Origin of the sequence: Micromonospora sp. NPDC007208 (assembly GCF_042869175.1) — a bacterium.
Taxonomy (GTDB): domain Bacteria; phylum Actinomycetota; class Actinomycetes; order Mycobacteriales; family Micromonosporaceae; genus Micromonospora; species Micromonospora foliorum.
Genome location: NZ_JBIAFG010000005.1, coordinates 487,851 through 510,464 on the forward strand (window position 1 = coordinate 487,851; position 22,614 = coordinate 510,464).

Here is a 22,614-nt window from a genome sequence, read left to right on the forward strand (position 1 = left end):
TCGTCCTTCTGGGGAGCTGGCGTTCGCTGCCCCTCCAGGCTCCATGATCATGCCGCCCGTGGCCCGGGAGTCACGAAACGGGGATGTCACCGACCCTCGGTCTCGCTGGTCTGGCCGGTCTGGCCGCGAATGTTTCATGCGGTTCGGGGTATTTGCGACCTGTCCGAGCTGACTGCGAGGTGTGTGGTGGTCGATTCGAGCCCGCCGAGGGCACGTACCGCCGACGTTCGGTCCTCCATCCTCGTCGGCGTCCTGATCGGCATCGCGATCATGGCTGCGGTGGACGAGATCGTCTTCCACCAACTCCTTGCCTGGCACCACTTCTACGACCGCTCCACCCCCTCGGTGGCGCTGCTCTCGGACGGGCTGCTGCACGCCGCCGAGGTGATCGCCCTGGTCGGTGGGTTCTTCTGGTTCGCCGACCTGCGTCGGCGCCGTGCCCTGTCGAGCCGGCTGGCCTGGGGTGGCTTCCTGCTCGGCGCCGGAGGATTCCAGCTCTTCGACGGACTCGTCGACCACAAGGTGCTCCGGCTGCACCAGATCCGCTACGGCGTCCACCTGGTGCCGTACGACGTGGTCTGGAACGTGGCCGGCGCGGTGCTGCTGCTGGCCGGCGTCGCTGTCCTGTGGTGGGCCCGGTCCCGCCGGCCCGGCGTGGACGCCCGATGACGGTGGCCGTGCCGCTGGCGCACGCCGGGCACGGCACGGCCGGGCCGACCTGGTTCCCGCTGTTCCCGGTCGCGTTGCTGGCGGTCGGCTACGTGCTGGCGGCCGTCCGCGACCCCCGGGGTTGGGACCACCGGCGCACCGCCTCCTGGCTGGTCGGCTGCGGCCTGCTGGCGGTCGCCGTCGGGCCACTCGCCCAACTCACCGACGACCCACGCGGACACATGGCGCAGCACCTGCTGCTCGGCATGCTGGCCCCGCTGGGGCTGGTGCTCGCCGCCCCGGTGACGCTGTTGCTGCACGTCGCACCGCCACCGGTACGCCGGGCGGTCGGCCGGCTGCTGCGCTCCCGCCCGCTGCACCTGCTCGCCCACCCGGTCACCGCCGCGCTGCTGACCACCGGCGGGCTGGCGGTGGTGCTGCTCACGCCGCTGTACGCGGCGGCCGAACGGCAACCCGTCCTGCATCACGCCGTGCACCTGCACTACCTGGCCGCCGGGTACCTCTTCGCCTGGTCGTTGGCCGGGCCGGACCCGGCACCGCGCCGCCCGGGACTGGCGGTACGGGTCGGCGCGTTACTGGCCGCGTCAGCCGGCCACGCCGTGCTGGCCAAGTACCTGTACGCCCAGGCCGACACCCTCCCGCCCGGCCTCACCGACCGGGACCCGGAAGCGTTCCGCTCGGCCGCCCAACTCATGTACTACGGCGGCGACCTGGCCGAACTGCTCCTGGCGGCAGCCCTCTTCGCCACCTGGTACCACTCCCGCCGCCCCCGCCCGTCCCCAACTCCGTCCCCGTCCCCAACTCCGTTGATCAAGAAGTTTGCGTCACCCGAAGGCGATTCCCTGACGCAAAACTCCTGATCAACACCATGGCGGTTTGTGCGTGGCGCACAAACCGCTGCTAACCTAGGTGATGCAGGAGGCTCTCTCGAGAGTTCCCGCAGCCGCCTTAGGGCCCGCTCACGCGGGCCCTTCGTGCATCTGGCGGGCCGTGGGCGACCAGCACCATGAGTGGTACCGCCGTTGCTCGACCCAGGACCAAAGCCTCTCGTTCGCCGCCGCCTCGCGTGGATCGTGACCCGTGCCGTTGGCCATCCGGCGATACAGGAAGGTCACGAGGTCCACGGCCTGCACCAGCCGCGAGGCGTGCGACGGCGCGAAGTGCAACGTGTCGACGATCCGGGTGAGCCGTCGTGATCGATAGCCCCCGGTGCCACCGACGCGGTAGCGACTCAGGTCAGAGCGGTGGGTCGCCGGGTTGTCCACCTCGTCGGCGATGACCAGAGCGAGTTCCTCCCGCATTGCGGCATACCCATCAACACGCTCCAGGAGATGCGACAGCACCACCTCGTGGGCAGGTTTCGGGGAGGCATAACGGCGAGCGAGGCCGTGGCGGTCGACTCCGCGCAGAATGATCGTCACGTCGTGCGCGCCGATGGCCTTCATCGCGGCGTTGTAGACGGCGACACGGGCACGGGGCGGCAACCCACTCCAGTGCGCCCGCCCCTGGAACAGGTCGTACCCGTGCAGCTCGGACTCCGCGTTGACGCCGTACGCCTTCGCCGCGTTGAGCACGACCTCGTCGAGTGCGGTGCTCAATGGGATGGCCACGTTGTCGGGGACCATCAGTGCGCCCATCCAGTACCACCGGTCGGTGTACGACTCGTCCAAATAGGTGAGCAGCACCCACAAAGGATAGGACGCCGCTACACGCCGTGGTCGGCTCGACGCGCCCCTGTCGACGGGCCGAACGCGTCACTGACCACCTGGCTGGTCCGGCCAGTTGGTGAGGATCTCGTCGACCGGTAGGACGTCCTGCTCGGGATCTGGTGCCGGGGTTGGCCGGTCGGGCGGCGTGCGGTCGAAGCGGGGCGCGGGGGCAGGCTGGATCTCGCCGCCCACCTCGACGAACGTGCCCCGGGCCGCGTTGTGCGGGTGCTCGTGCGCCTCGCCCGGGGCGAGCACCGGCGCGACGCAGGCGTCCAGGTCGGCGAAGACCGCCGTCCACTCGTCCCGGGTGCGCTCGGCGAACCGCTCGGTGAACCGGCGGCGCAGCTCGTCCCAGCCGCTCGGGTCGTACTGGGCGGGCAGGTCCGGGTCGTCGGCAAGGTCGAGGCCGCTGAGCAGTACGGCGTAGAAGGCCGGTTCCATCGCGCCGACGGCCATGAATCCGCCGTCGGCGGTGGCGTACGTGTCGTAGAACGGCGCGCCGCCGTCGAACATGTTGCGCCCGCGCGGGGCGGCCCACTGGCCGGCGCCGAGCAGCCCGTGCAGGAACGAGGTGAGCAGCGCCGAGCCGTCCACCATCGCCGCGTCGACCACCTGGCCGATGCCGGAGCGCTCCCGCTCCAGCAGCGCGGCCAGCACACCGACGGCGAGCAGCATGCCGCCGCCGCCGAAGTCACCGAGCAGGTTCATCGGCGCGTACGGGCGTTCGCCGGCCCGTCCCAGCGGCTCCAACGCCCCGGCGACCGCGATGTAGTCGATGTCGTGCCCGGCTCGGGCTGCCAGCGGGCCGTCCTGACCCCAGCCGGTCATCCGCGCGTACACCAGTCGGGGGTTGCGGGCCTGGCACACGTCGGGCCCGAAGCCGAGCCGCTCGGCCACCCCCGGCCGGTACGCCTCGACCAGCACGTCGGCGCGGTCGGCGAGGCGCAGCAGGTCCGCCACCCCGGCCGGGGACTTCAGGTCCAGTGCGGTGACCCGCCGTCCGCGCTGCAACGGCCCGCTGGTCGGTGCGGCCAGCCGGCCCGCCCCCGGGGCGCCCGGCCGGTCCACCCGCACCACGTCCGCGCCGAGGTCGGCGAGCACCATGCAACCGAACGGCGCCGGCGCGAGGCTGGCCAGCTCGACCACCCGTATCCCGGCCAGCGGCCCGCCGCGCGCCGCCGTCACGCGACGCCCACCGGCTCGGCGGGGCGATCGACCGAGGCGGCGAGCCGGTCGACCAGGTCGACGGGGGGCGTGAACCGCTCGCCGTAGCGGTCGGCCAACTCGGTGGCACGGGTCGCGAAGCCGGCCGGGCCGCCCGCGTACTGCCGGACGTAGCGGATCACCCCTCCCGTCCACGCTGGGAAGCCGATGCCGAAGATCGAGCCGATGTTGGCGTCGGTCTCGGTGCGCAGCACCCCCTCGTCGAGGCAGCGCAGCGCGTCCAGCGCCTCCGCGAAGAGCATCCGCTCCTGGAGGTCGGTGAACGGCACCGCCCGACCCGCGTCGGTGGTCAGGTCGGCGAGGCCGGGCCACAGCCGGCCCCGGGTGCCGTCGTCGTAGGAGTAGAAGCCACGTCCGGCGGCACGCCCCGGCCGCTCGTACGCGTCGACCAGTTCGTCCACCAGGCGGTGCGCCGGCAGGGGTCGGAACTCCTCGCTGGCTGCCTCGAACTGGCGGCGGATCCGCTGGATCAGGGTGAGACTGACCTCGTCGGCCAGCGCCAGCGGCCCGGTCGGGTAGCCGGCCTGGAGGGCGGCCTGCTCCACCGATGCGGCGGGGACACCCTCGGCGACCATGCCGACCGCCTCGTCGATGAACTTGCCGATCACCCGGCTGGTGAAGAAACCCCGGCCGTCGTTGACCACGATCGGGGTCTTGCCGATCCGCCGGCCCAGGTCGAACGCCCGAGCCAGTGCCACGTCTCCGGTCCGTTCACCCACCACGATCTCCAGCAACGGCATCCGGTCCACAGGGGAGAAGAAGTGCATGCCGATGAAGTCCGTCGGCCGGTCCACGCCGGCGGCCAGCCCGGTGATCGGCAGGGTGGAGGTGTTGGAGGCGAGCAGCGCGTCGGGTGCCAGCACGGGCAGCACCTCGGCGAAGACCTGCTGTTTCAGCGCCGGGTCCTCGAAGACCGCCTCGATGACCGCGTCGCAGCCGGCGAGCGCGTCCACCTGGTTGGTGGTGGTGATCCGGTCCAGGACGGCGCGGGCGTCCGCCTCGGTCGTGCGGCCCTTGCGTACCGCCCGGGTCAGTAACCGCTCGGCGTGCTCCCGGGCCCGGCCGGCGGCCTCCGGCGTGACGTCCTTGACCACGACGTCCAGCCCGGCACTGGCGCAGGCGTACGCGATGCCCGCGCCCATCATTCCGGCCCCGAGCACCGCCACCCGGCGTACCGGTGCGGCGTCCACATCGGTCGGTCGGGCCGCGCCGCCGTTGACGGCCTTCAGGTCGAAGAAGAACGCGCCGATCATGTTCTTGGCCACCTGCCCGGTGAGCAGGCCGATCAGGTGCCGGGTCTCCACGGTCAGGGCGGTCTCCAGGTCGACCTGTGCCCCCTCGACGGCGGCGGCCAGGATCGCCTCGGGTGCGGGTAGCCGAGCGCCCTTGAGCTGCTTGCGCAGCGTCGCCGGAAACGCGGGGAGTTGGGCGGCCAGCGAGCGGCTGGCCGGGGTGCCGCCCGGCATCCGGTAGTCCGGTCGGTCCCACGGCTGTGCCGGGCGCGGGTTCGCCGCGATCCAGGCCCGGGCGTGCTCCAGCAGCTCCGTCGGCGTGGCGACCACCTCGTCGACCAGCCCGGCGGACAGGGCGTCGGCCGGGCGCATCCGCCGGCCGGTGAGCAGCACGGTGGTCAGCGCGCCGGCCAGCCCGAGCATCCGTACCGTCCGGGTGACACCGCCCGCCCCGGGCAACAGACCCAGGGTGACCTCGGGCAGCCCGAGCCGGCTGCCCGGTGCGTCCAGCGCGATCCGGTGGTGACAGGCGAGCGCGATCTCCAGGCCGCCGCCGAGCGCCGAGCCGTTGACCGCGGCGACCACTGGCCGGCCCAGCGTCTCCAACCGGCGCAGGTCCCGCTTGATGGTGCCGAGCAGGTCGGCCAGAGCGGGCGCGTCGGCGCGGGTGGCCCGGATCATCTCGGGAAGGTCGCCGCCGGCGAAGAAGGTCGACTTCGCGCTGGTCACGATCACGCCGACGAGATCGGGCTCGGCCTCCAGCCGATCGAGTACCGCGCTCATCGAGGCGGCGTACGCCCGGTTCATGGTGTTGGCGGACTGGGTCGGGTCGTCCAGGGTGAGCGTGACGATGCCGTCGGCGCCGCGGTCGTACCGGATGGTGTTGGTCATGGTCGTCCTCCGGGTCAGCAGCGCTCGAGAACGGTGGCGACGCCCATGCCGCCGCCGATGCAGAGGGTCACCACGGCGCGGCGCAGGTCGCGGCGCTCCAACTCGTCCAACGCCGTACCGAGCAGCATCGCTCCGGTCGCGCCGAGCGGGTGGCCGAGCGCGATCGCACCCCCGTTGACGTTCACCCGGTCCGGGTCGAGGCCCAGGTCACGGACGTACTTGAGCACCACCGCGGCGAAGGCCTCGTTGATCTCGAAGAGGTCGATGTCGTCGACTGTCAACCCGGCGACGGCGAGCGCCTTGTGGGTGGCCGGGATCGGGCCGGTCAACATCAGCGTCGGGTCCGCGCCGCTGACCGCCGCGCCGACGATCCGGGCGCGCGGGGTGAGGCCGAGGTCCCGACCGACGTCGCCGGAGCCGACCAACACCAGCGCCGCGCCGTCCACGATGCCGGACGAGTTGCCCGCGTGGTGGACGTGTTCGATCGCCTCCAACCAGTGGAACTTCTGCAACGCCACCGCGTCGAAGCCGGCCGCCTCGCCCATCGTGGCGAAGGACGGGGTGAGCTTGGCCAGCGCCTCCCGGGTCGTCTCCGGGCGCGGGTGCTCGTCGACGGTGAGGATGTCCAGCCCGTTGCCGTCCCGGACCGGCACCACCGAGCGGGTGAAGTACCCGCCGGCCCAGGCCTTGGCGGCCCGCTCCTGCGACCGCAGCGCGTAGCCGTCCACATCGTCGCGGGTGAAGCCCTCCAAAGTGGCGATCAGGTCGGCGCTGACGCCCTGCGGCACGAACGACGTGGCCAGCGCGGTCTGCGGGTCGGTGGCCCAGGCCGCGCCGTCGGAGCCCATCGGCACCCGGGACATCGACTCGACCCCGCCGGCGAGCAGCAGATGCTCCCAACCGGAGCGGATCCGCGCGGCGGCGGAATTGACCGCCTCCAACCCGGAGGCGCAGAACCGGTTGAGCTGCACCCCGCCCACCTGGTCGGGCAGCCCGGCCAACAGCGCGGCGGCGCGGGCCAGGTCGCCGCCCTGCTCGCCGACCGGCGTCACGATGCCGAGAAGAAGATCCTCCAGCCGGCCGACGTCCAGGCCGGGGTTGCGCTCGCGCAACGCGTCGACCAGGCCGACCACCAGGGAGATGGGCTTGACCCCGTGCAGCGCCCCGGTGTCCCGGCCGCGTCCGCGCGGGGTGCGGACCGCGTCATAGACGTACGCCTCAGAGGGCACGGGCGATCAACTCCTTCATGATCTCGTTGGTGCCGCCGTAGATCTTCTGGACGCGGGCGTCGGCGTACATCCGGGCGATCGGGTACTCCGTCGTGTAGCCGTAGCCGCCGAAGAGCTGCAGGCAGCTGTCGACGACCTCACACTGCCCGTCGGTGAGCCACGACTTGGCCATCGCCGCGGTGGCCACGTCCAGGTCGCCGCGCGTGTGCCGGACGATGCAGTCGTCCAGGAAGACCCGGCTGACCCGGGCGCGGGTGGCGCACTCGGCGAGCACCATCCGGGTGTTCTGGTGACCCATCAGGGTCTTGCCGAAGGCGGTGCGCTCCTTGGCGTACGCGACGGTCAGCGCGACCGCCCGTTCCATGGCCGCGACCGCGCCGACGCCGATGACCAGCCGTTCCTGCGGGAGCTGCTGCATGAGCTGGATGAAGCCCAGCCCCTCGGCGCCGCCGAGCAGGTTGGCCGCCGGCACCCGGAACTCGTCGAAGAACAACTCCGCCGTGTCGTTGGCGTGCAAGCCGATCTTGGACAGCAGTCGGCCGCGCCGGAACCCCGCCGGGTCGCCACCCACCTCGCACACCAGCAGCGAGACGCCGGACGCCCGCTGCTCGGGGTCGGTCTTCACGGCCACGATGACCAGATCGGCCAGACCACCGTTGGTGATGAACGTCTTCGCGCCGGTCACCAGGTAGTCGTCGCCGTCGCGGACCGCCCGGGTCCGCATCGCCTGAAGATCGGAGCCGCCGTCCGGCTCGGTCATCGCGATGGCGCCGACCAGCTCACCGCTACACAGGCCGGGCAGCCAGCGCCGCTTCTGCTCGTCGCTGCCGTACGCCACCAGGTAACCGGTGACGATGCCACTGTGGACGGCCAGGCCGAGGCTGCCCTCCCCGGCGTACGCCTGCTCGTGCAGCAGCACCGCCTCGTGGGTGAACCCGCCGCCCCCACCGCCGTACTCCTCTGGGACCGACAGGCCGAGCAACCCCAGCTCACCGGCGCGCCGGTAGTGCTCACGGTCCGGATGGCCCTGCGCCAGCAGGCGCTCTGCGTGCGGCAACACCTCCTTGGTGAAGAAGGTGCGGGCCAGCTCGGCCAGGTCGTCATGCTCCGGCTCGCGCCAGGGTGAGGGGGAGCCGTCGGGCGGGGGAGTCGGCATGTGCACCACCCTCGCGCGCTGTTGGCGGCCTGTCAATAAGTCGTGGGCGGCCGACGGCGCCGGGGCCACCGAACGGCGAATCAAGATCAAGTGATGGAAGGTAGGTCGGAAGCGGTTGTCGGGCCTACTTCTCATCACTTGATCAAGGTGGGACGGTGGTTGACGCTGGGCCGAACCCGGTGGGCTGTCGATAGGGTCGGGCAGATGAGTGTCGAGACGGCTCCGCGCCGCCGCCGTTTGGAGCCGGACGCCCGGCGTGGGCAGATCCTGGCCTGCGCGGTCCGGCTGTTCGGCGAGCGCCCGTACGCGGACGTGTCGACCACCGACGTCGCCCGCGAGGCGGGCGTCGCTCGCGGCCTGGTCAACCACTACTTCGGGGCGAAGAAGGACCTCTACCTGGAGGTCGTCCGGGTCATGGTGACCATCCCCGAGGTTGCCCTGGAGCGTCTGCCCAAGGGCGATCTCCGGACCCGGGTCGACGCCAGCGTCACGTGGTTTCTCGACGTGGTGTCCCGGCACAGCACCTCGTGGCTGGCGGCGGTCACCGCCCGGGGGATGGGCGGCGACGCCGACGTGGAGCGGGTGCTCGCCGAGGCCGAGGAGGTCGCCGCGGACCGGATGCTTGTCGCCGTCGGCCTGGCCGGCGAGGCGGAGCACCGCGAGGAGTTGCGCGGGATGGTCCGGGCGTACGGCGGTCTGGCCACCTCGACGGCCCGCGAGTGGCTCCAGCGTGGCGCGCTGACCCGCGCCCAGGTGCACCTGCTACTCACCACGACCCTGCTGACCATCGTCGAACAGGTAATCCCGCAGGTCATCGCCCAGGGCGAACCGGCCCGACCAGAGCACTGAGCACCAGGCGCTGAAGTCGCCTCGTTGCTCAGGCGGCGCGCCGGTCGCCAGCCGGCCCGCTGCGCGCCGCCGGGGCGGCGTACCGGTCGGCGGCCTGGGCCGGATAGGACTCGGGGCGTACCACCCGCAGCGGCCGGTCCACCTCGTCGGCCCCGAACCGCCAGCGGGACGGTGTGGGCTGCCGCTGCGGTGCCGGCCCGCCGGGGCGCAGGCCGGGCCGGGACAGCAGCACCGTGATCAGGTAGCCGACCACCAGGAAGCCGTGGCTGATCAGTCGTTCCCCGCCCACCGATCCGGTGGCCAGGTCGTTGACCGACAGCAGCAGCAGCGTGCCGACGAACGCGCTGAGCATCGGCAGCAGCCCGGCGGGTGGGCTGCGGCGCAGCGCCACGAACAGGAAGCCCGCGCCGACGGCCACGTTCCACGCCGCCGACTCGTGCCACAGGTGCTGGCCGGTGGGGTGCAGGTGGTCGGCGGTCGCGCCCCGGCCCACCTGAGCCAGGCCGAGCACCAGTTGCACCGCGCCGAGCAACCCGAGCGCCGAGCGCAGGCCGGCGACGAGCGGGCCGCGTCCGAACGCCGCGCGCAGCCCAGCGGCGAACTGGCCCCGTCCGAGCACCTTGCGCAGGCCGGCGAGCAGCGGGCCACGTCCGTTCGAGCGCCGCCACCGCGACCGGCGGGCCGGGGCCGCGCTGGCGGCGGCAAGGATCGCCGCCGTGCGGTCGGGCACCTCAACGACCAATCGGGTACGAATCCGACGCGTCACCGCGGCCGCCGCCGTGAACCAGGCCCGGCACTCGGCACACCCGTCGAGGTGACCCTGCACCGCCGTCAGTTCGGCGGCGGTCTCCTCCCCGTCCAGCTGCGCGGACAGGACCTCCCGCCACTGCTCACACCCCATGTATCGGTAGTCGCTCCGGCAGCCGCTCCGGTTCCCGGCAACCGTGACTGGTTGTGGAATACTCGCCGGATCATGACGCGTTACGGCCTGCTCATCCTGCCCGCCACCAACCGGGTGTACGCCCGCGCCGCCGTCGACCTCACCCGGGCCGAGCTGGAGATCTTCGGCCGCTCGGCGCTGGACGGCCGGATCGGCGAGCTGGACACCGAGGTCGTCGGCGGGGCGTCCTACGTCACCTTCAGTGGCGACGGGCTGACCGAGCGGGACCTGGCCGTCCTGGGCAACCTGTCCGCCGGGTACGCGCTCTTCGAGATCGTCGGTGAGCTGCTGCGGCCGATCGAGTGGAGCCGTCTGGACCGCTACGACGACGACCTGCTCACCATCCAGAAGTACCCGGGCAAGACCAACGAGCAGTTCACCAAGCTGCTGCTCAACGTCACCCTGCTCGCCTCGGACTGGGCCGCCGAGATGACCAGCCGCCGGTTCCGGGTGCTCGACCCGCTGGCTGGTCGGGGCACCACACTCAACCAGGCGCTGATGTACGGCTTCGACGCCGCGGGGATCGAGCGCGACCAGAAGGACGTCGAGGCGTACCGGGCGTTCATCACCACCTGGCTGAAGCAGAAGCGGGTCAAGCACCGGGTGCTGGAGTCGGGGCCGGTGCGGCGGGAGCGCAAGGTGGTCGGCCGACGGGTGCGGATCGAGCTGGCGCCGACCCGTGAGGAGCACAAGGCCGGCCAGACCCAGTTGCTGGATGTGGTCAACGCCGACACCGCCCGGTCGGCGGAGTTCTTCCGACCGGAGACCGTCGACCTGGTTGTCGCCGACGCGCCGTACGGCGTGCAGCACGGCAGTCGTACCGCTGGGCAGGGCTTGACCCGCGACCCGCTGGCGTTGCTCGCGGACGCCGCGCCGGTCTGGGCCCGGTTGTTGCGCCCCGGCGGTGCGCTCGGGGTCTCCTGGAACACCCACGTCGCGAGCCGGGACGACGCGGCGGCGGCGTTGGCCGACGCCGGTCTGACCGTGGTCGACTCCGAGCCCTACCGCGCGCTGCGGCACCGGGTGGACCAGTCGATCATGCGGGACGTGCTGGTGGCCCGCCGCCCGGCCTGAACGGCCTCGCACCGCCGCCCTCACCGCGCCATGCGCCGCCCCGTCCGGGGTCGCGCATGGTTTTTCTCGTCTTACCTCGCGGACCAGCGAGGGTCTGTGCCGCATTTCACCTGTTCAGTGGGCAGGTGTGAAAACCACGTCAAGAAAAGGTTCGCCGCCGTCATGGTCGCGTTATGACCCCTGCCGATCGGCGGGTGGCGGGGCTTTGATTGCCCGGCGCGACCGGAAGGCGGTCGCGACGAACCTTTCCGGCTGAGGAGTCAGCGTGTCTGACGTGGTGTTCGTGATCCTGACGGTGGCGCTGTTCGCGGTGCTCGCCCTGGTGGTCCGGGCGGTGGAGAAGCTGTGAACGCGGTCAACGCCGTCGGTCTGGTGCTCGCGATCGTCCTGGGCGCGTTCCTGGTGTTCGCCCTGCTGTTTCCGGAGCGCTTCTGATGACCATGACAACAGCGGGCGTCATCTTCGTGCTGACGCTTGTGGCGGCCCTCGTCGCCGTCTACAAGCCGTTCGGCGACTACATGTTCCGGGCGGTCTCCGGCACGAGGCAGTCGCGGGTCGAGCGGGGCATCTTCCGGCTGGTCGGGGTCAACCCGGCCGCCGAGCAGGCCTGGGGCGTGTACGCCCGCAGTGTGCTGGCGTTCTCCGCGGTCTCGATCCTGTTCCTGTACCTGTTCCAGCGGGTGCAGAACCACCTGTGGCTGTCGCTGGGGTTCGACCCGGTGGTGCCGCACGGCGCGTGGAACACGGCCGTGTCGTTCGTGACCAACACGAACTGGCAGTCGTACTCGGGTGAGTCGACGATGGGCCACCTGGTGCAGATGGCCGGCCTGGCCGTGCAGAACTTCGTCTCGGCGGCGGTCGGCATCGCGGTGGCGGTCGCACTGGTACGCGGCTTCGCCCGCAGCCGCACCGGGCAGCTCGGCAACTTCTGGGTCGACCTGACCCGGATCACGCTGCGGATCCTGCTGCCGATCGCGGTGCTCGGCGCCATCGCGTTGATGATCGGCGGAGCGGTGCAGAACCTGTCCGCCGGCACCGACGTGAGCACGCTGACCGGCGGCACCCAGACCATCACCGGTGGTCCGGTCGCCAGCCAGGAAGTGATCAAGGAGCTGGGCACCAACGGTGGCGGCTTCTACAACGTCAACAGCGCGCACCCGTTCGAGAACCCCACCACCTGGACGAACTGGCTGCAGATCTTCCTGATCTTCCTGATCCCGTTCAGCCTGCCCCGGGTGTTCGGCCGGATGGTCGGGCAGAACCGGCAGGGCTACGCCATCGCCGCGGTGATGGGCATCCTCGCGTTCCTCAGCGTCGCCATCACCAACATCTTCGAGCTGGCCGGCCACGGCACGGTGCCGCAGGCGGTCGGTGCGGCGATGGAGGGCAAGGAGGTGCGGTTCGACGTGTCGAACTCGGCCACCTTCGCCGCCGCCACCACGCTCACCTCGACCGGTGCGGTGAACTCGTTCCACGACTCGTTCACCTCGCTCGGCGGCATGATGACCATGGTCAACATGATGCTCGGCGAGGTGGCGCCGGGCGGCACCGGTTCCGGTCTGTACGGCCTGCTCATCCTCGCGGTGATCACGGTCTTCGTGGCCGGGCTGATGGTGGGTCGCACTCCCGAGTACCTGGGCAAGAAGATCGGGTCGCGCGAGATCAAGTTCGCCTCGCTCTACTTCCTGATCACGCCGATCCTGGTGCTCGTCGGTACGGCGGCGGCGTTCGCCACCGGCAACAACTCCACGGCGCTCAACGTCGGCCCGCACGGCCTCTCCGAGGTGCTGTACGCGTTCACCTCGGCCAGCAACAACAACGGCTCCGCGTTCGGCGGCATCACCGTCAACACCACCTGGTGGGACACCGCCCTCGGGTTGTGCATGCTGCTGGGCCGGTTCCTGCCGCTCATCTTCGTGCTCGCCTTGGCCGGCTCGCTGGCCCGCCAGGCACCCACCCCCGCGTCCGAGGGCACCCTGCCGACCCACCGACCGCTGTTCATCGGCATGGTCGTCGGCGTCACGGTGGTCCTCGTCGCGCTGACCTTCCTGCCCGCGCTCGCGCTCGGCCCGCTGGCAGAGGGGCTCTGACCATCATGAGGAACGAGGACATGTCCGTCACGTCCGCCCCGACAGAGCAACTCCCCGGCACACCCGCCACCCAGGGCAACCGGATCGGCGGGGGCCTGCTCGACCCCCAGCAGTTGATCCGGTCCCTGCCGGACGCGGTACGCAAGCTCGACCCCCGCACGCTGTGGCGCAACCCGGTGATGCTGATCGTGGAGGTCGGCGCGGCCTTCACCACCGTCCTCGCGGTGACCGACCCGTCGGGGTTCGCCTGGGCGATCACCGTCTGGCTCTGGCTGACAGTGGTCTTCGCCAACCTGGCCGAGGCGGTCGCCGAGGGGCGGGGCAAGGCCCAGGCCGCGACCCTGCGGCAGGCGAAGAAGGACACCATCGCCACCCGGCTGATCGACTGGAAGCCGGGCGCGCGGGCCAACACCTACCGCGACGAGGCGGTGCCCGCGCCGGACCTGCGTCAGGGCGACGTCGTGCTCGTCGAGGCGGGCGGCATCATCCCCGGCGACGGCGACATCGTCGAGGGCATCGCCAGCGTCGACGAGTCAGCCATCACCGGCGAGTCGGCCCCGGTCATCCGGGAGTCCGGCGGCGACCGCAGCGCGGTCACCGGCGGCACCAAGGTGCTCTCCGACCAGATCATCGTGAAGATCACCCAGAAGCCGGGGGAGAGCTTCATCGACCGGATGATCGCCCTGGTCGAGGGGGCCAACCGGCAGAAGACACCGAACGAGATCGCGCTGAACATCCTGCTCGCCGCGCTCACTGTCATCTTCCTGCTGGCCGTGGTCACCCTCCAGCCGCTGGCCATCTTCTCCAAGGCGTACCAGGCGGCGGCACCGGACAGCGGCGCGATCACCGACTCCGGTGTCACCGGCGTGGTGCTGATCTCGCTGCTGGTCTGCCTGATCCCCACCACCATCGGCGCGCTGCTCTCCGCCATCGGCATCGCCGGCATGGACCGGCTGGTGCAGCGCAACGTCCTGGCCATGAGCGGCCGGGCCGTCGAGGCGGCCGGCGACGTCAACACCCTGCTGCTGGACAAGACCGGCACCATCACGCTGGGCAACCGGCAGGCCGCCGAGTTCGTACCGGTCGAGGGGGTGGACGCAGCGGCGCTGGCCGACGCCGCGCAGCTGTCCAGCCTGGCCGACGAGACCCCGGAGGGGCGCTCGGTGGTCGTCCTGGCGAAGAACGAGTTCGGGCTGCGCGAGCGCGAGCCCGGCGTGATGCCGCACGCCACCTTCGTACCGTTCACCGCGCAGACCCGGATGAGCGGCGTCGACCTCACCCCGGACGCCAGCGTGGACGCCGGCACGGTGGGCACGGCCCGCCGGGTCCGCAAGGGCGCAGCCGCCGCGGTGATGAAGTGGGTACGGGAGAACGGCGGCCACCCGACCGAGCAGGTCGGCGAAATCGTGGACGCGATCAGCGGCACCGGCGGCACGCCGCTCGTCGTCGCCGAGCACGTCGACGGTGCGCCCGCCCGCGCGCTGGGCGTCATCCACCTCAAGGACGTGGTCAAGTCCGGCATGCGGGAGCGGTTCGACGAGATGCGCCGGATGGGCATCCGGACCGTGATGATCACCGGCGACAACCCGCGAACCGCGAAGGCGATCGCCGACGAGGCCGGCGTGGACGACTTCCTGGCCGAGGCGACGCCGGAGGACAAGCTCGCGCTGATCAAGCGGGAGCAGGAGGGTGGCCGGCTGGTCGCAATGACCGGCGACGGCACCAACGACGCGCCGGCGCTCGCCCAGGCCGACGTCGGGGTGGCCATGAACACCGGCACGTCGGCCGCCAAGGAGGCCGGCAACATGGTCGACCTCGACTCGGACCCGACCAAGCTGATCGAGATCGTGGAGATCGGCAAGCAGTTGCTGATCACCCGTGGCGCGCTGACCACCTTCAGCATCGCCAACGACATCGCCAAGTACTTCGCGATCATCCCGGCCATGTTCGCCGGCCTCTATCCGAGCCTGGACGCGCTGAACATCATGCGGCTGTCCAGCCCGGAGTCGGCGATCCTGTCCGCGGTCATCTTCAACGCCCTGGTGATCATCGCGCTGATCCCGCTCGCCCTGCGCGGCGTGCGGTACCGGCCGGCCGCCGCGTCGAAGCTGCTCAGCCGCAACCTGCTGGTGTACGGACTGGGCGGCATCATCGTGCCGTTCATCGGGATCAAGCTCATCGACCTGCTCATCCAGTTCATCCCGGGGATTTCGTGATGCGCCTACCCACCTGGCTCGCCCAACACCTCGCCGCGCTGCGCGCCGTCCTCGTCTTCACGGTGCTGCTCGGCCTGGTCTACCCGCTGGCCCTGGTAGCGGTTGGTCAGCTGCCCGGCCTCAACCACAAGACCGACGGATCGCTGATCACCTCGGGCGGTACGACCGTCGGCAGCTCGCTGATCGGCCAGTCCTTCACCGACGCCGACGGCAACCCCGTCCCGCGCTACTTCCAGTCCCGCCCCTCCGCCGCCGGCGACGGCTACGACCCGAGGGCCACCTCGGCCAGCAACCTGGGCCCGGAAAGCGTGGTCGACACCATCGCCACCGACCCGGAGGAGTCCAGCGAGAGCCTGCTCACCCAGGTCTGCGGGCGCAGCAAGTCCGTCGGCGAGCTCAACGGCGTCGACGGTCGGCGCCCGTACTGCACCGACGACGGGGTGGGTGCCGTGCTCGCGGTCTTCCGCGCCGACGGTCTGACCGGCCCGGTCACCCGGGTGGTGAGCGTCAACCAGGCCGCTCCGGCCACTCCGTTCGTCACCTCCTATCAGGGTGTTGCGGTGGAGCTGGCCCAGCCGGACCAGGACTACGTGGCCGCCGGTGGGGTGGTCACCCCGATCCGGGGCGACGCGCCCGCCGACCCGGCGGTGCCCGCCGACGCGGTCACCGCCAGCGCCAGCGGCCTCGACCCGCAGATCAGCCCGGCGTACGCCGAGTTGCAGGTGAACCGGGTCGCGCGGGAGCGCGGCGCGGACCCGGCGGCGGTCCGCAAGCTGGTCAAGGAGCACACCGACGGGCGTGGGCTGGGCTTCCTGGGTGAGCCCGGCGTCAACGTGCTGGAGCTCAACCTCGCCCTCGACAAGCAGTTCGCCGCACGCTGAGCACGCTCGCGGGCGGGGCCGTGCCGACCGGGCGCGGCCCCGCCCGCCGATCTGACCAGGGAGGATGGTCCCCGTGCCACGTGGAGAACTGCGCATCTATCTCGGGGCCGCCCCCGGGGTGGGCAAGACGTACGCCATGTTGGAGGAGGCCCAGCGGCGGGCCGCGCGCGGCACCGACGTGGTGATCGGTTTCGTGGAGACGCACGGCCGGCAACACACCGCCGCGATGCTCGGCGACCTGGAGCAGGTGCCCCGCCGGACCATGGACTACCGGGGCGCGGAGTTCACCGAGATGGACCTGGACGCGGTGCTGTCCCGCCGGCCACAGATCGCGGTGGTCGACGAGTTGGCGCACACGAACGTGCCCGGTTCCCGGCACGACAAGCGCTGGCAGGACGTCCAGGAACTGCTCGACGCGGGGATCGACGTGCTGTCCACGGTCAACGTGCAGCACCTGGAGTCGGTAAACGACGTCGTCGCGCAGATCACCGGCACCACCCAGCGGGAGACCGTGCCGGACGAGATCGTCCGCGCCGCCGAGCAGGTCGAGTTGGTCGACATGACCCCGGAGGCGCTGCGCCGACGGATGGCGCACGGCAACATCTACCGACCCGACAAGATCGACGCCGCGTTGGGCAACTACTTCCGGGTCGGCAACCTCACCGCGCTGCGTGAGCTGGCGCTGCTCTGGCTGGCCGACAAGGTCGACGAGCAGCTCGACCGCTACCGCAGCCAGCAGGGCATCGCGGCCACCTGGGAGGCCCGGGAACGGGTGGTGGTCGCGTTGACCGGCGGCCCGGAGGGCGAGACGCTGATCCGTCGCGCCGCCCGGGTCGCGGCCCGCAGCAAGGGCGCGGATCTACTCGCCGTGCACGTGGCCCGCAGCGACGGCCTGGCCGGGGCCGACCCGGCGCAGCTGGCCCGGCAGCGGGTGCTGGTGGAGAGCCTGGGCGGCACGTACCACCAGGTGCTGGGCACCGACGTGCCGGCCGCGCTGCTGGACTTCGCCCAGGGCGTGAACGCCACCCAGCTGGTGCTGGGGGCCAGCCGGCGGGGACGCCTCGCGCAGATCTTCGCCCGCGGTGTCGGGGTGACCACCACCGCGCTCTCCGGCTCGATCGACGTACACCTGGTCACCCACAAGCAGGCCGGCAAGGGCCGCCGGGCGGCGGCCGTGCCGGCGGCGCTGTCCCGACGCCGCCGGCTGCTCGGCTTCGGCCTGGCGGTGCTGGGCATGCCGTTGCTCACCCTGCTGCTGAAGACCCTGCCCGACCTCACGCTGACCAACGACATCCTGCTGTTCCTCGCCGGGGTGGTCGGGGTCGCGCTGGTCGGCGGGGTGTGGCCGGCCCTGGTCGCCGCGCTCGGCGGCTCGCTGCTGCTCAACTGGTTCTTCACCCCGCCCTTCCGCACGCTGACCATCGCCGAGGCGGACAACCTGCTCGCCCTGGCCGTCTTCGTCGGGGTGGCGTTGGCGGTGAGCTGGATCGTCGACGTGGCCGCCCGGCGTACCCGGGAGGCCGCCCGGGCCGCCGCCGACGCGCAGACCCTCGCCGCCGTCGCCGGTGGTGTGCTGCGCGGAGAACGTCCCCTGCCCGCCCTGCTCGATCAGCTCCGGGAGACCTTCGGGCTGCGCGCGGTGAGCGTGCTGGAGCTGGCCGAGGAGGCCGGCGGGCGTCCGGAGCGGGCCCGCGAGGAGCACGCCTGGTGTGTGGTGGCCAGCGTCGGCGAGCAGCCGGCCTGCACGCCCGACGGCGGCGAGACGGCGGTACCTGTCGACGACCGGATCACCGTCGTGCTCAGCGGACGACGGTTGGAGGCCGCCGACCGGCGGATCGTCGAGGCGTTCGCCGCCCAGGCCGCCGTCGCGCTGCGCCAGGAACGGCTCGCCGAGGAGGCCGCCACCGCCCGGCCCCTCGCCGCCGCCGACCGGATGCGCACCGCGCTGCTCGCGGCGGTCAGCCACGACCTGCGTACGCCACTGGCGTCCGCGAAGGCGGCCGTGACCAGCCTGCGCAGCCACGACATCGAGTTCGACGAGTCCGACCGGGAGGAGTTGCTGGAGACCGCCGAGGAGTCACTGGACCGCCTCGCCCGGCTGGTCGGCAACCTCCTCGACATGAGCCGGCTCCAGGCGGGCGTCCTGGGCATCTCGGCGACCGCGATCGGCCTGGAGGACGCCGTACCCCTGGCGTTGGACGAACTTGGCCCGGCGGCCGCGACCGTCGGCACGGACATCCCGGCCGACCTGCCGGCCGCCACCGCCGACCCGGGCCTGCTGGAACGGGTGCTGGTCAACATCGTCGCCAACGCGTTGCGGTACAGCCCGCCCGGTCAGCCGCCCACGATCACCGCCAGCGCCCACGCCGGCCAGGTCGAGTTGCGGGTGATCGACCGAGGGCCGGGCATCCCGGAGGACCAGTGGGAGCACGTCTTCCTGCCGTTCCAACGCCTCGGTGACCGGGACAACCAGACCGGCGTCGGTCTCGGTCTTGCCCTGTCCCGGGGTTTGGCCGAGGCGATGGGTGGCAGCATCACCCCGGAGACCACCCCCGGCGGTGGGCTCACCATGGTGCTGCGGCTGCCGGCCGCGCCGACCACCTCGGAGGGGCCGCAGGAATGACGCGCATCCTGGTCGTCGACGACGAGCCGCAGATCCTGCGTGCCCTGCGCATCAACCTGCGTGCCCGCCAGTACGACGTGGACGTCGCCGGCACCGGGGCCGCCGCGTTGAAGGCCGCCGCCAGCCACCCGCCCGACCTGGTGGTGCTGGACCTCGGCCTGCCCGACATCGACGGCGTGGAGGTGATCCGGGGCCTGCGCGGGTGGACCACCGTGCCGATCATCGTGCTCTCCGGCCGGGCCGGCAGCGAGGACAAGGTCGCGGCACTCGACGCGGGCGCGGACGACTACGTCACCAAGCCGTTCGGGGTGGAGGAGCTGCTGGCCCGCATCCGCGCGGTCACCCGTCGCCTCGGCGCGCCCAGCGAGGCGGTGCCGGCACTGCGGATCGGCCGGCACACCGTCGACCTGGCCGACCACAGCGTGCGCGGCGACGACGGCACCGAGGTCAAGCTGACCCCCACCCAGTGGAGCGTGCTGGAGAAGCTGCTGCGTCACCCCGGCAAGCTGGTCAGCCAACGTCAGCTCCTGCAGGACGTGTGGGGGCCGGAATACCAGAACGAGACCAACTACCTGCGGCAGTACCTGGCCCAGTTGCGGCGCAAGCTGGAGGACGACCCGGCCCGCCCCCGGCACCTCATCACCGAGCCGGGAATGGGCTACCGTTACCGGCCGTGACCCGTTGACACCCGCCAGCTGAGATTGAAGAATTTCGTTCGCAGCGGCAGCGGCGTGCTTCTGTAACCGTCCCCTCCACCGGTGACCCCCCGGGAGCCCCGCCGTGTCCCTGCACCTGTCCCGCCGTCGGCTGTTGACCGTCGGCGGCGCCGGCCTCGTCCTGGCCAGTCTCAACGGCCCGTTCTGGGCCGACCCCGCCCGAGCCGCCATCACCACGGCCGACCTGGTCGTCTACGGTGCGACCTCCGGCGGGCTGGCCGCCGCGATCACCATGCGTCGGCTCGGCCGCACCGCCGTGGTGGTGGAGCCCACCAGCCACGTCGGTGGGTTGAGCACCGCCGGGCTGGGCGCCACCGACACCGGCGTCCAGGCGTCCATCGGCGGGCTGGCTGCCGAGTTCTACCGCCGGGTGTACGTGAAGTACCACGGCGGAACCCTCACGCCGACGTCGCCGCTGCGGATGACCTTCGAACCGCACGTCGCCGCCGCCGTCTTCGCCGAGATGCTGGCCGAGGCGGGCGTTCCGGTGATCGTCAACGCCCGGCTGAGCGGCCTCGGCCGGACCGGCAACCGGATCACCGAGCTGCGGACCGAGGACGGGTCGATCTACCGGGGCGGTGTGTTCGTCGACGCCACCTACGAGGGCGACCTGCTGGCCATGGCCGGGGTGGGCTTCACCGTCGGGCGGGAGTCCAACGACACATACGGCGAGACGATCAACGGGGTGCAGTCGCGCAACACCCACCAGTTCGTCTACCCCGTCGACCCGTACGTGACGGCCGGCTCGCCCGCCAGCGGCCTGCTGCCGGGCATCTCCGCCACCCCGCTCGCCCCGCAGGGCAGCGCCGACGACAAGATCCAGGCGTACTGCTTCCGGATGTGCCTGACGCAGGCGTCCAACCGGATTCCGTTCGGCAAGCCGTCCGGTTACGACCCGATCCGCTACGAGCTGCTGCTGCGACACATCCAGGCCGGCTACACGGGACCGTACTTCAGCACCCACTCGATCGGCGGCGGGAAGACCGACTCCAACAACAACGGCGCCGTGTCGACCGACAACATCGGCTTCAACTACGCGTACCCGACGGCGAGCTGGTCGACGCGGGAGAGCATCATCGCCGAGCACCGCACCTACCAGCAGGGGCTGATGTGGTTCCTGGCCAACGACCCCCGACTGCCGGCGTCGGTACGCGACTCGACCGCCCGGTGGGGGCTGCCGGTGGACGAGTTCACCAGCACGGGCGGGTGGCCGCCGATGCTCTACATCCGCGAGGCACGCCGGATGGTCTCCGCGTACGTGATGACCGAGGCCGACTGTCGGGGCCGGGTACGCGCCACCGACTCGGTGGGCCTGGCCAGCTACACGATGGACTCGCACAACTGTCAGCGGGTGGTCGTCGACGGCCGGGTCCGCAACGAGGGGGACGTGCAGATCGGCGTGCCGGCGCCGTACCCGGTGAGCTACCGCGCGATCGTGCCGCACCAGGCGCAGTGCGCCAACCTGCTGGTGCCGGTCTGCCTCTCGGCGAGCCACATCGCGTACGGCTCGATCCGGATGGAACCCGTGTTCATGATCCTCGGGCAGGCCGCGGCCACCGCGGCGTCCCTGGCGCTCGCCGGGAACCTCGCCGTGCAGGCCGTCTCCGTGCCCGCCCTCCAGGCCCGGCTGCGCCAGGACGGCGGGGTGCTGGAGTGGGGCTCCGGCAGCGAGGTGATCCTGGACAACGCGTCGGCCAGCGGGATCACCCGGGCCGGGACGTGGGTGCGCAGCAGCAGCACCGGCGGCTACTACGGCCCGGACTACGAGCACGACGGCAACGTCGGCAAGGGGGTCAACCGGCTGCGGTTCCGCCCGACGCTGCCCACCGCCGGGTCGTGGACGGTGCAGCTGCGCTGGACCGCGCACGCGAACCGGGCCACCAACGTGCCGGTGGACATCGCGTACGCCGGCGGGATGATCACCAAGACCGTCGACCAGCGGCAGGCCGGTGGCCAGTGGGTGGCCCTGGGCACCTACCCGTTCACGGCGGGCACCGACGGCAGCGTGCTGATCCGCACGGAGGAGACCAACGGTTTCGTGGTCGCCGACGCGGTCCGCTTCGTCCCCGCCTGACCGGCGGCGCCACCAGCAGCGGGTCGACCTGGACCGGGTCGACACCGCCACTTCTTGACGCCGCGTTCACGCGGCTGCCGACCGGGCGGGCCGATACGGCGAGTAACGTTCCGAACGGACCAAGATCGGCGTACGAGGAGGCACAGTGCTGACGACGACGGTGGACATCCCGACCAGCGACGGGATCGCGGACGCCTCCCTCGCCCGACCGGACGGCGACGGCCCGTTCCCGGCGGTGCTGCTCTTCATGGACGCCTTCGGCCCGCGTCCCCGCCTGGTCGAGATGGCCGAGCGGATCGCAGAACGCGGCTATCTGGTGCTGACGCCCCACCTGTTCTACCGGGCCGGCCGGGCACCGCTGTTCGACCTGTCAGGCCTCGGCGAGGCGGACCAGCGCGGCGCCCTCTTCGAGAAGATCATGCCGCTGGTCGGCGCGTTGACCCCGGACGTGATCAACCGGGACACCGCCGCGTACCTCGACTTCCTGGCCGCCCGGGACGACGTCCGGCCGGGCCCGGTCGCCATCACCGGCTACTGCATGGGCGGCACGAACGCGCTGCGGGCCATCGAGGCGCACCCGGACCGCATCGCCGCGGTGGCGAGCTTCCACGGCGGGCGGATCGTCACCGAGGCTCCGGACAGCCCGCACCTGGGCGTCGAGTCGATCACCGGCGAGGTGTACTTCGGGCACGCCGACGCCGACCAGTCGATGACGCCCGAGCAGATCGCCACCCTGGAGAAGGCTCTCGACGCCGCCGGGGTGCGCTACCGCTCCGAGGTGTACACCGGGGCGCACCACGGCTACACCATGTCCGACACCCCGGCGTACGACGAGCAGGCCACCGAACGCCACTGGGCGGCCCTTTTCGACCTCCTGGCCCGCACCCTGCCCGTGAGCTGACAAGTCTCCGTTTCGGCAATCTTGGACAGTTTCCGTTAGGAGCTGACTGTGCTGTCCCGAGACATGTGTCAAGGGGAAGTCCCGATAGATGTGTCATGAGTTGTTGATCAGGCTGCTCGGGTGAGGCTGATGTAGGTCCG

Annotated in this window: 18 protein-coding genes; 12 read left to right on the forward strand and 6 right to left on the reverse strand. The window is 71.6% G+C overall.

Annotated elements, in window-relative coordinates; genetic code table 11:
- Nucleotides 1-186 precede the first annotated feature (186 nt).
- Both ACFYL6_RS14125 and ACFYL6_RS14130 read left to right on the forward strand, forming a co-directional pair.
- Nucleotides 187-669 carry a DUF2243 domain-containing protein gene (locus ACFYL6_RS14125; RefSeq protein ID WP_387171105.1) on the forward strand — a complete coding sequence of 161 codons (483 nt, stop codon included), beginning with the start codon at nucleotides 187-189 and terminating at the stop codon, nucleotides 667-669.
- Complete coding sequence (locus ACFYL6_RS14130) at nucleotides 666-1,529, forward strand: cytochrome c oxidase assembly protein (RefSeq protein ID WP_387171107.1); 864 nt, start codon at nucleotides 666-668, stop codon at nucleotides 1,527-1,529. The genes ACFYL6_RS14125 and ACFYL6_RS14130 overlap by 4 nt, the downstream gene beginning before the upstream one ends.
- A 99-nt stretch (nucleotides 1,530-1,628) precedes the next feature.
- On the opposite strand, the gene ACFYL6_RS14135 is transcribed toward ACFYL6_RS14130, so the two are convergent.
- The 5 genes from ACFYL6_RS14135 to ACFYL6_RS14155 all read right to left on the reverse strand — a co-directional run bounded on the left by ACFYL6_RS14135 (nucleotide 1,629) and on the right by ACFYL6_RS14155 (nucleotide 8,110).
- Nucleotides 1,629-2,354, reverse strand: a complete 726-nt coding sequence (locus ACFYL6_RS14135) for a DUF3800 domain-containing protein (RefSeq protein WP_387171109.1) — start codon at nucleotides 2,352-2,354, stop codon at nucleotides 1,629-1,631.
- 69 nt (nucleotides 2,355-2,423) lie between these two features.
- Nucleotides 2,424-3,563: a CaiB/BaiF CoA transferase family protein gene (locus tag ACFYL6_RS14140; RefSeq protein ID WP_387171111.1), complete on the reverse strand. Its 1,140-nt coding sequence runs from the start codon at nucleotides 3,561-3,563 to the stop codon at nucleotides 2,424-2,426.
- Nucleotides 3,560-5,725 carry a 3-hydroxyacyl-CoA dehydrogenase NAD-binding domain-containing protein gene (locus ACFYL6_RS14145; RefSeq protein WP_387171113.1) on the reverse strand — a complete coding sequence of 722 codons (2,166 nt, stop codon included), beginning with the start codon at nucleotides 5,723-5,725 and terminating at the stop codon, nucleotides 3,560-3,562. The genes ACFYL6_RS14140 and ACFYL6_RS14145 overlap by 4 nt, the downstream gene beginning before the upstream one ends.
- A gap of 14 nt (nucleotides 5,726-5,739) precedes the next feature.
- Nucleotides 5,740-6,954: an acetyl-CoA C-acetyltransferase gene (locus ACFYL6_RS14150; RefSeq protein ID WP_387171115.1), complete on the reverse strand. Its 1,215-nt coding sequence runs from the start codon at nucleotides 6,952-6,954 to the stop codon at nucleotides 5,740-5,742.
- On the reverse strand, nucleotides 6,944-8,110 hold the full coding sequence (locus tag ACFYL6_RS14155) for an acyl-CoA dehydrogenase family protein (protein ID WP_387171117.1): 1,167 nt from the start codon (nucleotides 8,108-8,110) through the stop codon (nucleotides 6,944-6,946). Before ACFYL6_RS14155 ends, ACFYL6_RS14150 begins: the two co-directional genes overlap by 11 nt.
- Nucleotides 8,111-8,314: 204 nt before the next feature.
- On the opposite strand from ACFYL6_RS14155, the gene ACFYL6_RS14160 reads away from it, so the two are divergent.
- Entirely contained in the window at nucleotides 8,315-8,959 is a 645-nt protein-coding gene (locus tag ACFYL6_RS14160) for a TetR/AcrR family transcriptional regulator (RefSeq protein WP_387171119.1), read from the forward strand.
- A 28-nt stretch (nucleotides 8,960-8,987) separates the two neighbouring features.
- On the opposite strand, the gene ACFYL6_RS14165 is transcribed toward ACFYL6_RS14160, so the two are convergent.
- A complete protein-coding gene (locus ACFYL6_RS14165; RefSeq protein WP_387171120.1) occupies nucleotides 8,988-9,860 on the reverse strand; it encodes a zf-HC2 domain-containing protein in 873 nt (290 codons plus the stop codon).
- A 72-nt stretch (nucleotides 9,861-9,932) separates the two neighbouring features.
- Between ACFYL6_RS14165 and ACFYL6_RS14170 the strand changes: the two genes are divergently transcribed.
- The 9 genes from ACFYL6_RS14170 to ACFYL6_RS14210 all read left to right on the forward strand — a co-directional run bounded on the left by ACFYL6_RS14170 (nucleotide 9,933) and on the right by ACFYL6_RS14210 (nucleotide 22,474).
- Nucleotides 9,933-10,973 carry a TRM11 family SAM-dependent methyltransferase gene (locus ACFYL6_RS14170; protein WP_387171122.1) on the forward strand — a complete coding sequence of 347 codons (1,041 nt, stop codon included), beginning with the start codon at nucleotides 9,933-9,935 and terminating at the stop codon, nucleotides 10,971-10,973.
- A 345-nt stretch (nucleotides 10,974-11,318) separates the two neighbouring features.
- Entirely contained in the window at nucleotides 11,319-11,408 is a 90-nt protein-coding gene (gene kdpF, locus ACFYL6_RS14175; protein WP_036390805.1) for a K(+)-transporting ATPase subunit F, read from the forward strand.
- Entirely contained in the window at nucleotides 11,408-13,063 is a 1,656-nt protein-coding gene (kdpA, locus tag ACFYL6_RS14180; protein WP_387171125.1) for a potassium-transporting ATPase subunit KdpA, read from the forward strand. Before kdpF ends, kdpA begins: the two co-directional genes overlap by 1 nt.
- Before the next feature lie 20 nt (nucleotides 13,064-13,083).
- Nucleotides 13,084-15,279, forward strand: a complete 2,196-nt coding sequence (kdpB, locus tag ACFYL6_RS14185) for a potassium-transporting ATPase subunit KdpB (RefSeq protein ID WP_387171127.1) — start codon at nucleotides 13,084-13,086, stop codon at nucleotides 15,277-15,279.
- Nucleotides 15,279-16,160 (forward strand): potassium-transporting ATPase subunit C, encoded by an 882-nt coding sequence (locus ACFYL6_RS14190; RefSeq protein WP_387171129.1) that lies wholly within the window; start codon nucleotides 15,279-15,281, stop codon nucleotides 16,158-16,160. The genes kdpB and ACFYL6_RS14190 overlap by 1 nt, the downstream gene beginning before the upstream one ends.
- 73 nt (nucleotides 16,161-16,233) lie before the next feature.
- On the forward strand, nucleotides 16,234-18,783 hold the full coding sequence (locus ACFYL6_RS14195; protein WP_387171131.1) for a DUF4118 domain-containing protein: 2,550 nt from the start codon (nucleotides 16,234-16,236) through the stop codon (nucleotides 18,781-18,783).
- Nucleotides 18,780-19,460: a response regulator gene (locus ACFYL6_RS14200; protein ID WP_387171133.1), complete on the forward strand. Its 681-nt coding sequence runs from the start codon at nucleotides 18,780-18,782 to the stop codon at nucleotides 19,458-19,460. The genes ACFYL6_RS14195 and ACFYL6_RS14200 overlap by 4 nt, the downstream gene beginning before the upstream one ends.
- A 103-nt stretch (nucleotides 19,461-19,563) precedes the next feature.
- Nucleotides 19,564-21,573 carry an FAD-dependent oxidoreductase gene (locus ACFYL6_RS14205; RefSeq protein ID WP_387171135.1) on the forward strand — a complete coding sequence of 670 codons (2,010 nt, stop codon included), beginning with the start codon at nucleotides 19,564-19,566 and terminating at the stop codon, nucleotides 21,571-21,573.
- Between the two features lie 145 nt (nucleotides 21,574-21,718).
- Nucleotides 21,719-22,474 carry a dienelactone hydrolase family protein gene (locus tag ACFYL6_RS14210; protein ID WP_387171137.1) on the forward strand — a complete coding sequence of 252 codons (756 nt, stop codon included), beginning with the start codon at nucleotides 21,719-21,721 and terminating at the stop codon, nucleotides 22,472-22,474.
- The last annotated feature ends 140 nt before the right edge of the window (nucleotides 22,475-22,614 follow it).

Bases quoted from the DNA above. Each gene is read 5' to 3' on its own strand.
- ACFYL6_RS14130 (WP_387171107.1), top strand. From the start codon at position 666: ATGACGGTGGCCGTGCCGCTGGCGCACGCCGGGCACGGCACGGCCGGG.
- ACFYL6_RS14145 (WP_387171113.1), bottom strand. From the start codon at position 5,725: ATGACCAACACCATCCGGTACGACCGCGGCGCCGACGGCATCGTCACG.
- ACFYL6_RS14155 (WP_387171117.1), bottom strand. From the start codon at position 8,110: ATGCCGACTCCCCCGCCCGACGGCTCCCCCTCACCCTGGCGCGAGCCG.
- ACFYL6_RS14160 (WP_387171119.1), top strand. From the start codon at position 8,315: ATGAGTGTCGAGACGGCTCCGCGCCGCCGCCGTTTGGAGCCGGACGCC.
- ACFYL6_RS14165 (WP_387171120.1), bottom strand. From the start codon at position 9,860: ATGGGGTGTGAGCAGTGGCGGGAGGTCCTGTCCGCGCAGCTGGACGGG.
- ACFYL6_RS14170 (WP_387171122.1), top strand. From the start codon at position 9,933: ATGACGCGTTACGGCCTGCTCATCCTGCCCGCCACCAACCGGGTGTAC.
- kdpA (WP_387171125.1), top strand. From the start codon at position 11,408: ATGACCATGACAACAGCGGGCGTCATCTTCGTGCTGACGCTTGTGGCG.
- kdpB (WP_387171127.1), top strand. From the start codon at position 13,084: ATGTCCGTCACGTCCGCCCCGACAGAGCAACTCCCCGGCACACCCGCC.
- ACFYL6_RS14190 (WP_387171129.1), top strand. From the start codon at position 15,279: ATGCGCCTACCCACCTGGCTCGCCCAACACCTCGCCGCGCTGCGCGCC.
- ACFYL6_RS14200 (WP_387171133.1), top strand. From the start codon at position 18,780: ATGACGCGCATCCTGGTCGTCGACGACGAGCCGCAGATCCTGCGTGCC.